We start from the raw sequence: 11,599 nt of genomic DNA on the forward strand, positions 1-11,599 counted from the left end.
GGATTTCTTGTTCATCTTCGCTCCTTGGTGGCTGCGATGAACCAGAAATCCTCCGTTACGAAAACCTCAAATCTGTCCCAAAGGCGCTGACGTCAGACACGTCACGATCGAGAACGTCGCGGCGGCCGACCTGACGCTGGACGACTTCCAGTTCATCTGACACTTGGCCCCTTGCCGGTGATCCGGCTTTGCTGCATTCCGGGCAGCAAGACCCCGTAAGCCGATATGGCGGCCGGAAATCGGCGGCGGGCAGCAAGTTTTACGGCGACCGAGGTCAGACATGAGCACCACGACCCACCACTTCATCGACGTCTCCGACGAAAGCGACATTCCCCTTGGCTACCGCGGGGGCGACAGCCAGCCAAGCAACGTCGAAAGCATGGACCTGTCCATGCAAGAGGGCACCCGGACGGCCCATGTCGTGGCGGATGATCGCCTTTTCATCTACAGCTTGTCGGATGACGGGCAGATCGATTTCGCCGGCGGTTACCCCAACGCCTTCACGCAAGTCGACAACATCCCGCAGGGGGACGTCGCCACGTTCCGGTTCGACGATATGCCGTTCCTCGCGTCGGCGAACAACGGTTTCGAGATGTACAGCCTGACCCCGTCCGGGGAACTGGCCACACGCGCCCTCGCCCGCCCCGACAGCGACCTGCTGATGATCGAGAATGCCCGGTTGATCGCGCACTGGACGAACGCCGACGAAACCGATTTCTTCGCCGTGCCGAGCGCGACGGAAAACGGCATGACGGTGTTTTCCCTCACCGAGTCGCCCGATGCCGATTTCGACAAGGACCCGAACGCGAAATTCTCGGCACTGGCCAGCGGCCGAGTCGACCCGGTGTTCGCACGCGATGTTTACGGGTTTCCCGGGGCCAGCAGCCTACTGACCTACGAATTTCAGGATATCGTCCACGTCAGCGTCTCGGGCCGCGATTTTCTTTACCTGTCAAGCACGCAGGACGCGGCCATCGCCGCGTTCGAACTGGCCGGTCGCACGCTGGGCCAGATCGGACTCACCGTTGCGGACCCGAACGTGCTGCCCGAGCCCTCGGGAAACTCGGTGCTGGCGACACTCGCGGTCGGAGCCGAGGATTTCGTCGTGCACCATGCCGGCGACCAGCTATACATTCATCGGATCGGGGCGGACGGACGGCTTGAAACGGTGCGCGACATGCCGTGGCAGCCCGTGGGCGACCGCGCGGAGATCGAAACGCTCACGCATGATGGCCGCGGCTTCCTGCTGCTGCGGGATGAAGTCGCGGCCGACGCGGGTGGCCTCGCGGTTTACGAGGTGTTTCAGGATGGGACGATGACCAAGGTCGCGCACTTGCAGACGCCGTTTGCCACCCGCCTATCCATGACCGAGACCTACACGGTCGACGACACGCTTTTCGTGCTCGCCGCCGACGCGCTTGGCGACAGCCTCGTGACACTGTCAGTCGATCTTGCCGCGCTGGACCCGGCCGAGACGCTGATCCTCGGCGGCCGGGATGACGACACGCTGGCGGGCGGCATCCGGTCCGAGGAGTTTCTTGCGCGGGCCGGCAACGATGTCGTGGCCGCCGGGCCCGGCGATGACACGATCGCCGCCTCGCACGGTGACGACACGGTTCACGGCGGCGCCGGGGACGACAGGATCGGCGGCGGTCACGGACATGACGTGATCGACGGCGGCGACGGATCCGACACCATCGGTGCCGGCCTTGGCGACGATGATGTCCGGGGCGCGGGCGGTACGGATTTTGCCAATGGCGGGGCCGGACGCGACACCATGGATGGCGGCGCGGGCGCAGATACGGTCGGGGGCGGCCTGCACCACGACATCATCGCGGGACGAACGGGAGATGACAGCCTCGGTGGCGGCCCGGGCCGTGACACGATCACCGGCGGTGACGGCGACGACAGGATGGGCGGCGGCGAAGGCGATGATCGTGTAGACGGCGGCACCGGCCATGATTTCATGGCCGGCGGCGGTCGTGACGACGTACTCAGCGGCGGCTCGGGCCGCGACACGATAAACGGTGGCGACGGCGACGACACGATGTATGGCGGCGCGGATGCCGACGTGTTCGTCTACAATTTCTTCAAGGCCGGGGACAGCGACGTCATCACCGATTTCGATCCCGGTCAGGACGGCCTCATGATCCGCACCCGCGACCCCGACACGGGTGCCGTCATTCTGGCGAACGATGGCGACGGTATCGACGGTTACATCGACGCGCTGAACATCACGGCATCGCCCAAGGGCGCGGTGATGGATGTTGCGGGCCACCGCGTCCTTCTGGAAGACATTGAACCGGCGCAGCTCTCGCCCGCCGAATTCGACTTCGTCTGAGGTGGGAAGGGGCCGCGTCATGGCCGTGCCCGGACGCCCCGTGCCGCCCGGCCGCGGGCCGTGATACGGGCGCCGGAACCGACATTGCGGTCGCATTCACGCCCTTCCCCTTGCCCTTGCCCGCATTATGTTGCACGACGTGGCCCGACAACGACCCTATTCGAAGGACTGCGCAGATGGCTGACGGCAGCATAGACATGAACGCGAAACCGACCGAGGAAATCGCCGTCCGCGAAGTGTTCGGCATCGATACCGACATGATCGTGAAGGGTTTCGCCGACGGTTCCGACCGGGTGCCGGAACACGATTCGACCTACAAGTTCGACCCGGACACGACGCTCGCGATCCTCGCCGGCTTCTCTCACAACCGCCGCGTGATGATCCAGGGCTATCACGGCACGGGCAAATCCACCCATATCGAACAGGTGGCGGCGCGGCTCAACTGGCCCTGCGTGCGGGTCAACCTCGACAGCCATATCAGCCGGATCGACCTGATCGGCAAGGACGCCATCAAGCTGCGCGACGGCAAGCAGGTGACGGAATTCCACGAAGGCATCCTGCCCTGGGCGCTGCGCAACCCCACCGCCATCGTCTTCGACGAATACGACGCCGGCCGCGCCGACGTGATGTTCGTGATCCAGCGGGTGCTGGAGGCCGACGGCAAGCTGACGCTGCTGGACCAGAACGAGGTGATCACGCCGAACCCGTGTTTCCGCCTCTTCGCGACGGCCAACACCGTCGGGCTGGGCGACACGACCGGCCTGTATCACGGCACCCAGCAGATCAACCAGGGCCAGATGGACCGCTGGAGCCTCGTGGCGACGCTCAACTACCTCAGCCATGACGCGGAAACCAATATCGTGCTGGCCAAGAACCCCGTCTTCAACACCGCCGCGGGGCGCCAGACGGTCAGCCAGATGGTAACCGTGGCCGACCTGTCGCGCACTGCCTTCATGAACGGGGAACTGTCCACGGTGATGAGCCCCCGCACGGTGATCGCGTGGGCGCAGAACGCCACGATCTTCCGCGACGTGGGCTACGCCTTCCGCCTGACCTTCCTCAACAAGTGCGACGAGCTTGAACGCCAGACCGTGGCCGAGTTCTATCAGCGCTGCTTTGACGAGGAGCTGCCCGAAAGCGCGGTGAACGTCAGCCTCGGATGACGCGGGCCACCTGCGCCCGGGCGCCGCGCGCCGGCCGCGGGTCGCGGCTGGCAGGCTCTCTCCGGTTCCCGACCGTCTGGAAAGCGATATGAACAAAGCCAACGACAACCCCGCCGATCCGTTCAAGAAGGCGCTGGCCGAAGCCACCAAGGTGATGGCCGACGATTCGGACCTGACGGTCAGCTATTCCGTCGATCCGGCGGGGCTGTCGGGGGAAGCGATGCGCCTGCCCCAGATCAGCCGCCGCATGACACGCGACGAGGTGTTTCAGGCGCGCGGCACGGCCGATGCGCTGGCCCTGCGCCACAAGTATCACGACGCCGGGCTTCACGCCCGCTATACCCCGTCGGGGGAAATGGCCCGCGACCTCTACGAGGCGATGGAAACCGCCCGCTGCGAAGCCGTCGGCGCCCGCGAGATGCCCGGCACCGCCAGCAACATCGACGCCAAGATCGCGGCCGACGCCGAACGGCTGGGCTATGAGCGCATCACCGATCCCGCCGACGCGCCCCTGCCCACCGCCGCCGGCTACATGATCCGGCACCTCGCCACGGGGCGCGACTTGCCGCCGGGGGCGCGCAACGTCATGCAACTGTGGCGCGGTTTCATCGAGGAACAGGCCGGCGGGACGCTGGACGGGCTGGAAGACACGCTGGCCGACCAGGGCGCGTTCGCCCGCTTCGCCCGCAAGGTCATCGAGGATCTGGGCTACGGCGACCAGCTTGGCGACGACCCCGATGCCGAGCCCGAACAGGACGAGGACGAAAGCCAGGAAACCGCCGAGGAAGAGGAACAGCCCGACAGCGCCGGGCAGGATGAAAGTGACGACAGCGACGCCGATGTCGATGCCGAACGCAGCCAGGAGGAGCAGCAGGACGAAACCCAGGCCCAGGTCAGCACCGAGGACATGGCCGACGAGGAAATGGGCGAGGAAACGGAACTGCCCGAGGGCGAGGCCCCGATGGAGCCGCCGGCGCCGCAGCCCGTTTCCGAGGCCGATCCCGCCTATACCGTCTACGACTCGCGCTTCGACGAGGAAATCCGCGCCGAGGACCTGGCCGAGCCCATCGAACGCGAGCGCCTGCGCGCCTATCTTGACCAGCAGCTCGACCCGCTAAAGGGCGCCGTCGGGCGGCTGGCCAACAAGCTGCAGCGCCGCCTGCAGGCGCAGCAGAACCGATCGTGGGAATTCGACCGCGAAGAGGGCATTCTTGACGCGGGCCGGCTGGCCCGCGTGGTCGCCAATCCGACCACGCCGCTCAGCTTCAAGGTCGAGAAGGACACCGAATTCCGCGATACGGTGGTCACGCTGCTGCTGGACAATTCGGGCTCCATGCGCGGCCGGCCGATTTCCATCGCCGCGATCTGCGCCGACGTGCTGGCCCGGACGCTGGAACGCTGCTCCGTCAAGGTCGAGATCCTCGGCTTCACGACCCGCGCGTGGAAAGGCGGGCAAAGCCGCGAGGCATGGCTGCACGAGGGACGCCCCCAGTTGCCCGGCCGCCTGAACGATCTGCGCCACATCATCTACAAGCCCGCCGACGCGCCGATGCGGCGGACGCGCGACAACCTCGGCCTGATGATGAAGGAAGGCTTGCTCAAGGAAAACATCGACGGCGAGGCGCTGGAATGGGCGCATCGCCGCCTGACCGGCCGCCGCGAGGCGCGCAAGATCCTGATGGTGATCTCGGACGGCGCGCCGGTGGACGATTCCACGCTGTCGGTCAACCCGGCCAATTACCTTGAAAAACACCTGCGCGACGTCATCGCGATGGTCGAACGCCGCAGGCAGGTGGAGCTGCTGGCCATCGGCATCGGCCATGACGTGACCCGCTACTACGACCGCGCGGTCACGATCACCGACGCGGATCAGCTTGCCGGGGCGATGACGGAACAGCTTGCCGCGCTGTTCGATCACGATCCGCGCGCCCGGGCGCGCGTCATGGGCATCAAGAAGGCCATTTGAAACGGGCAGGCGGCCCCAGTCGCCGGGCCGCGCGTGTCGGCTGCGGTTGGCTGCCGGGGCGGACCGGCCCGCCCCGGGGGCCGGGCCGAAATCGTGTATTGCGATCCCGGGCCGAAACGGGTTCACATCCCACCACCGCGAGCCAAAGACGGGAAACCGCGCATGTTCCAATCCTTTTCCGAGACGGCCCACCCCGAACAGGGGCCACCGCGGCTGGCCCGCCTGCGCGAGGTCATGGCGGATAGCGGACTCGACGGGTATTTCGTGCCGCGCGCCGACGCGCATCAGGGCGAATACGTGGCCGCGCGCGATGATCGTCTTGCATGGCTCACCGGCTTCACCGGCTCGGCCGGGTTCTGCATCGCGCTGACGGAAACCGCCGGCCTGTTCGTTGACGGGCGGTACCGCGTGCAGGTCAGGGGACAGGTGGACACCGCGCATTTCACGCCGGTCGACTGGCCCGAGGTCAAGCCCGCCGCATGGCTGGCCCGCAACCTGCCGCACGGCGGAACCGTGGGGTTCGATCCGTGGCTGCTCACGCCCGACCAGATCGCCACGATCGAGGCCGGCCTGACCGGCACCGGCATCACGCTGACCCCCGTCGACAACCTGATCGACCGGATCTGGCCCGACCAGCCGCGGCCGCCGTGCGGGCATATCACCGTATATCCCGACGATCTGGCCGGGGAAAGCCACGCGCACAAGCGCGCCCGCCTCGGCGCGGCGCTGCGCGATGCCGGGCACGGGGCCGCCGTGCTCACCCTGCCGGATTCGATCGCGTGGCTGCTCAACATCCGTGGCAGCGATATCCCGCGCAACCCGATCCCGCATGCCTTCGCCATCCTGCGCGATAGCGGCGACGTGGCGCTTTTCACCGATCCGGGCAAGGTCGATGACAGCCTGCGCACGCATCTGGGCGCGGCCGTCACGGTGCACAGTCCCGACGCGTTCCTGCCGGCGCTCGGCACGCTGCGCGGCCCGGTGCGCCTCGACAAGGCCAGCGTGCCCGTCCGCGTGGTTCAGCAACTCGATGCCGCGGGCGTGGCGCATGACTGGGGGGACGACCCCTGCAGCCTGCCCAAGGCGCGCAAGACCTGGGCCGAGATCGCGGGCAGCCGCGCGGCCCACCTCCGCGACGGCGCGGCGCTTTGCGAATTCCTGTGCTGGTTCGACGCGCAGGCCCCCGGCACCATCACCGAGATCGACGTGGTCACCCGCCTCGAAGAGGCAAGGCGCGCCACGGGCAAGTTGCGCGACATCAGCTTTGACACCATCGCGGGCAGTGGCCCGCACGGGGCGCTGGCGCATTACCGCGTGACGGAACAGTCGAACCGGGCACTTCGGGCCGGGGACCTGCTGGTGCTGGACGGGGGCGGGCAGTACCTTGACGGCACCACCGACATCACCCGTACCCTGCCCGTCGGCGCGCCCGGCGCGGACGAGCGCGCCGCCTTCACCCGCGTCCTGCAAGGCATGATCGCCATGAGCCGGGCGCGCTGGCCCCGCGGGCTGGCCGGGCGCGACCTCGACGCGCTGGCGCGCTATCCTCTGTGGCTGGCAGATCAGGATTACGGCCACGGCACGGGACATGGCGTCGGCGTCTATTCCTGCGTGCACGAGGGGCCGCAACGGCTGTCGAGAACGTCGGATGTTCCGCTTGAGCCGGGGATGATCCTGTCGAACGAACCCGGCTATTATCGCGAAGGCGCTTTCGGCATCCGGATCGAGAACCTTCTGGTCGTGACCGAAGCCCAGACCCGGCCCGGCGGCGACGTGACCGGCAAGCTGTGTTTCGACACGATCAGCTTTGCGCCGATCGACCGGCGGCTGATCCGGGCCGACGCGCTGTCGGCGCCCGAGCGCGACTGGCTCAACACCTACCACGCCGCCTGCCGCGACAAGATCGGCCCTCTGCTTTCGGGGCCGGCTCAGCTATGGTTGGCGCAGGCGACCGAACCCTTGTGACATGCGCGTGTCACATGCGACGGGCATGGCAAGGCACAACAAATACAACGAAGGACAGGAGGAGCCGACATGGCCGATATCAGGATTCGCAAGGCGGACGGGACATGGACGGTACGTGCCGGGGGCGCCGTACTGGCCGAAAGCCGCAACGCGCTGGAACTCAGCGAAGACGGGTACCCCGACGTCATCTATTTCCCGCGCGAGGATGTCGCGATGGCCTTCCTCGACGAGAGCGATCACCGCACCCGGTGCGAAAAGAAGGGCGAGGCGCGTTATTTTTCCATCGTGACCAAGAGCCAGACACTGGAAAACGCGGCGTGGAGCTACGAGGACCCGATCGAGGGCATGGACCGCATCAAGGGCCACCTCGCTTTTCACCCCGGTGACCTGCTGGCCGTCGAACGGGTCTGACAAGGGGTCGACCCCGGCCCGGCCTCAGCCGTGAGGGGCGCCCGCCGGCGGCACCAGCTTGCCGGGGTTCATGATGTTGTCCGGGTCGAGGGCGCGCTTGATCGCGCCCATGACGCCCCAGCCGCCGCCGTGCTCGGCCGCCATGTAGCCCATCTTGCCCAGCCCTATCCCGTGCTCGCCGGTGACGGTGCCGCCCAGATCCAGCGACAACTCGGCCAGCCGGCGCGACGCGGCCAGCACGCGCGCCTTCTCGTCCGGGTCGTCGGGGTCGAACAGCAGCGCGGCGTGGAAATTGCCGTCGCCCACATGGCCCACGATGGGCCCGTCGATCCCCGCCGTCGACAGGTCGGCGCGCACGGTCTCGACCGCTTCGGCAAGCCGCGAGATGGGCACGCAGATATCGGTCACCACCGCCCGTGCCCCCGGCCGCGCGGCAAGGATGGCGTGATAGGCGCTGTGGCGCATCGCCCACAGCGCGCGGCGTTCCTCGGGGCGGATGGCCCAGTCGAACCCGGTCCCGCCGTGTTCCGCGGCGATCGCGCCGAATGTCTCGGATTGTTCGGCCACCCCCGCCTCGGACCCGTGGAATTCAAGCAGCAGGTGCGGCCGCTCGGCCAGCGCGGTGCCAGAATAGGCGTTGACCGCGCGCACGCTGTCTTCGTCCACGAACTCGATCCGGGCCATGGGCAGCCCCATCTGGATCGTGTCCATCACCGCCGCCACCGCGCCCTCCACAGACGGGAAGGCGCAGACGGCGCTGGCGATCCCCTCGGGCTGGCCCTGCAGGCGCAGGGTCAGCTCGGTGATCAGGCCCAGCGTGCCCTCGGCCCCCACGAAGAGCGCGGTCAGGTCATACCCGGCAGAGGTCTTGCGCGCCCGCGTGCCAGTGCGGATCACCTCGCCCGTGGCCATCACCACCTCCAGCGCAAGGACGTTGTCGCGCATCGTGCCATAGCGCACTGCCGTCGTGCCGCTCGCGCGGGTCGAGGCCATGCCGCCGAGCGAGGCGTTCGCGCCGGGATCGACCGGGAAGAACAGCCCGGTCGCGCGCAGCTCCTCGTTCAGCGCCTCGCGCGTGACACCGGGCTGCACCGTCACGTCCATGTCCGCCGCGTTCACGGCAAGAACCCGGTTCATGCGGCTGAAATCCACGCTGATCCCGCCCTCGGTGGCCTGCGCCTGCCCCTCCAGCGAGGTGCCGGTTCCCCAGCCCACCACCGGGCAGCCGTGTCGCGCGCAGACGGCGACGATGCGCGACACCTCGGCAGTGCTTTCGGGATAGGCCACCGCGTCGGGCGGCGCGGACGCGAAATGCGACTCGCTCTGACCGTGCAGGTCCAGATCCGACTTGGAGCGCGTCAGCCGTTGGCCTAGAAATTCATGCAATTCGGCGATAGCGTCCTGAATACCCATGGATGGCCCTTCGTCGTTTATGAAAAGGCAACCTAGGCGAAGCGGCCCGGATGTGAAAGGGCCGCCGGCGGAAACGGGACGGTATGGCGACGCCGGACACCTCGATCTGGAGACAGAAACACAAGGCCGTGCGCGACGGGCTGCGCCACGGCTGGCAGGTGCTTCTGACCCGAGGGCCCAGCCAGTTCCAGTTCTGGGTGATCGCCCTGATGATCGGCATCGCCGCCGGGTTCGCGGCGCTCGGTTTCCGCAAGGGGATCGAGGCACTGCAGGGCCTTGCCTACGGCACCAGCGATCCCGACCATATCCACAGTTTCGCGGCTACGCTGCCGTGGTACTGGCTTCTCGTGGTGCCCGTGCTGGGCGGGCTGGCCGTGGGGGTGATCCTGCACCGGTTCACGCCGGATGCACGTGCCCGGTCGGTGGCCGACGTGATCTCGGGTGCGGCTTTGCACGAGGGCCGGGTCGAGGGGCGCGCGGGGCTGGCCTCGGCGGCGGCCTCGCTCATCACGCTGGGCACCGGCGGCTCGTCCGGGCGCGAAGGCCCCGTGGTGCACATGGCCGCCGTCATTTCAAGCTGGGTCAGCGACCGCATCAAGGCAGACGGCATCACCGGGCGGGACCTGCTGGGGTGCGCGGTGGCGGCCGCGGTCTCGGCCTCGTTCAACGCGCCGATCGCCGGCGCGCTCTTCGCGCTCGAGGTCGTGCTGCGCCACTTCGCCGTTCACGCGTTTGCCCCGATCGTCATCGCCTCGGTCGCCGGGACGATCATCAACCGGCTGGAATTCGGCGATGTCACCGAATTCGTCCTGCCGTTGTCCAGCGCGCTGGAATTCTACGTGGAATTGCCGGCCTTCCTGTTGCTGGGGCTGCTCTGCGGGCTGGTGGCGACAGCGCTTATGCACGCGATATTCTTTGCCGAGGACTGGGCGAGCTACGTGCAGATGCGATCGCGCCTGCCGCGCTGGCTGCGCCCTGCCTTGGCCGGCGCGTTGCTGGGCGCGCTGGCCATCGCGTTTCCGCATATCATCGGCGTGGGCTATGAAACGACGTCGGCGGCGCTGACCGGCCAGCTTCTTTTGCACGAGGCGATCGTTTTCGCCGTGCTCAAGGTGGCGGCGGTGGCCATCACCATCGGGGGGCGCATGGGCGGCGGCGTCTTTTCACCCTCGCTGATGGTGGGGGCGCTGACGGGGCTGGCCTTCGGCCTCATCGCCACGGGGATTTTCCCCGAGGTGTCGGGCGCGCACACGCTCTATGCGCTCGCCGGCATGGGGGCGGTGGCGGCGGCGGTGCTGGGCGCGCCCATCTCGACCACCCTGATCGTGTTCGAACTGACCGGCGACTGGCAGACGGGGCTGGCGGTGATGGTGGCGGTGTCGATGTCCACCGCGCTCGCCTCGCGGCTCGTGCGGCGCTCCTTTTTCCTCACGCAGCTGGCCCGGCGGGGCACGCGCATGGCCGCAGGGCCACAGGCCTACCTGCTGGCGATGTTCCGGGTCAGGGCGCTGATGCGAAAGCCGGATCACCCGCGCGCCGCCCCCGAGGCGCGCTGCTGGGACTTGATCGAGGACGGTATCTACATCGACGGCAACGCCACGCTGGAGGCCGCCATGCCGCTGTTCGACAAGGCCACGCTGCCCTACGTGCCGGTCGTGACGCTGGCGGGCGAAGACAGGCCGCCCCGCCTGCTGGGCGCGCTTTTCCACGTTGACGCGCTCAAGGCGTACAACCGCGCGCTGGCCGCCGTGTCCGCCGAGGAACACAGCTAGGCTGCGCGCCTCAGCCCGCGATCAGGGCCTCGGCGGCGGCGCGCGCCTCGTCGGTGATGCGGTCACCCGCAAGCATCCGGGCGATCTCGTCCACCCGGCCGCGATCCGCAAGCGGCGTGACGGTCGACAATGTCGCGCTCTCCGCCACGCGTTTCTCCACGCGCCAGTGATAGGCCCCGCGCGCGGCCACCTGCGGTGAATGCGTCACCGCCAGAACCTGCCCCGTCGCCGCCAGCTGCGCCAGCCGCCGGCCCACGGCATCGGCGGTGGCCCCGCCGACCCCGCGGTCGATCTCGTCGAAGATCATCGTCACGCCCCCGGCAGTGCCCGTCAGGCAGACCTTGAGCGCCAGCAGGAAGCGGCTCAGCTCCCCGCCCGAGGCGATCTTGTTCAGCGGCCCGCCCGGCGCGCCCGGGTTCGTGGCCACCGTGAAGGTCACCGCGTCGCGGCCTTCGGGGCCGGGCTCGGCCGCGTCAAAGACCGTCTCGAACCCGGCGCGCTCCATCTTGAGCGGCGCCAGTTCCGCCATCACGGCCCGGTCAAGGCGCCCGGCCGCGTCCCGGCGCGC

7 protein-coding genes and 1 pseudogene are annotated in these 11,599 nt (G+C 68.1%); 6 read left to right on the top strand and 2 right to left on the bottom strand.

What is annotated here, in order from left to right:
- Positions 1-280: 280 nt before the first annotated feature.
- The 5 genes from ACH107_RS24685 (at position 281) to ACH107_RS24705 (ending at position 7,846) form a co-directional block, all read left to right on the top strand.
- Positions 281-2,341: a calcium-binding protein gene (locus tag ACH107_RS24685; RefSeq protein ID WP_412508188.1), complete on the top strand. Its 2,061-nt coding sequence runs from the start codon at positions 281-283 to the stop codon at positions 2,339-2,341.
- Between the two features lie 176 nt (positions 2,342-2,517).
- Entirely contained in the window at positions 2,518-3,504 is a 987-nt protein-coding gene (cobS, locus tag ACH107_RS24690) for a cobaltochelatase subunit CobS (RefSeq protein ID WP_412508190.1), read from the top strand.
- An 88-nt stretch (positions 3,505-3,592) separates the two neighbouring features.
- A complete protein-coding gene (gene cobT / locus ACH107_RS24695) occupies positions 3,593-5,470 on the top strand; it encodes a cobaltochelatase subunit CobT (protein ID WP_412508192.1) in 1,878 nt (625 codons plus the stop codon).
- Between the two features lie 162 nt (positions 5,471-5,632).
- Positions 5,633-7,435 carry an aminopeptidase P family protein gene (locus ACH107_RS24700; protein WP_412508194.1) on the top strand — a complete coding sequence of 601 codons (1,803 nt, stop codon included), beginning with the start codon at positions 5,633-5,635 and terminating at the stop codon, positions 7,433-7,435.
- A 69-nt stretch (positions 7,436-7,504) separates the two neighbouring features.
- Complete coding sequence (locus tag ACH107_RS24705) at positions 7,505-7,846, top strand: DUF427 domain-containing protein (protein WP_412508196.1); 342 nt, start codon at positions 7,505-7,507, stop codon at positions 7,844-7,846.
- A gap of 24 nt (positions 7,847-7,870) precedes the next feature.
- Here ACH107_RS24705 and ACH107_RS24710 read toward each other — a convergent pair whose 3' ends face one another.
- Positions 7,871-9,259, bottom strand: coding sequence for an FAD-binding oxidoreductase (locus ACH107_RS24710; protein WP_412508198.1), 1,389 nt, complete (start codon positions 9,257-9,259; stop codon positions 7,871-7,873).
- Between the two features lie 83 nt (positions 9,260-9,342).
- Here ACH107_RS24710 and ACH107_RS24715 point away from each other — a divergent pair, with 83 nt between their 5' ends.
- On the top strand, positions 9,343-11,031 hold the full coding sequence (locus ACH107_RS24715) for a chloride channel protein (RefSeq protein WP_412508200.1): 1,689 nt from the start codon (positions 9,343-9,345) through the stop codon (positions 11,029-11,031).
- 10 nt (positions 11,032-11,041) lie between these two features.
- On the opposite strand, the pseudogene ACH107_RS24720 reads toward ACH107_RS24715, so the two are convergent.
- A pseudogene (locus ACH107_RS24720) lies at positions 11,042-11,599 on the bottom strand (DNA repair protein RecN); the annotation flags it as partial.

The sequence above is a fragment of the Roseovarius halophilus (ex Wu et al. 2025) genome (genome assembly GCF_047086965.1).

What these genes read in the sequence shown, in the direction of transcription:
- ACH107_RS24710 (WP_412508198.1), bottom strand. Translation starts at nt 9,259, where the DNA reads ATGGGTATTCAGGACGCTATCGCCGAATTGCATGAATTTCTAGGCCAA.
- cobT (WP_412508192.1), top strand. Translation starts at nt 3,593, where the DNA reads ATGAACAAAGCCAACGACAACCCCGCCGATCCGTTCAAGAAGGCGCTG.
- ACH107_RS24685 (WP_412508188.1), top strand. Translation starts at nt 281, where the DNA reads ATGAGCACCACGACCCACCACTTCATCGACGTCTCCGACGAAAGCGAC.
- ACH107_RS24715 (WP_412508200.1), top strand. Translation starts at nt 9,343, where the DNA reads ATGGCGACGCCGGACACCTCGATCTGGAGACAGAAACACAAGGCCGTG.
- cobS (WP_412508190.1), top strand. Translation starts at nt 2,518, where the DNA reads ATGGCTGACGGCAGCATAGACATGAACGCGAAACCGACCGAGGAAATC.
- ACH107_RS24705 (WP_412508196.1), top strand. Translation starts at nt 7,505, where the DNA reads ATGGCCGATATCAGGATTCGCAAGGCGGACGGGACATGGACGGTACGT.
- ACH107_RS24700 (WP_412508194.1), top strand. Translation starts at nt 5,633, where the DNA reads ATGTTCCAATCCTTTTCCGAGACGGCCCACCCCGAACAGGGGCCACCG.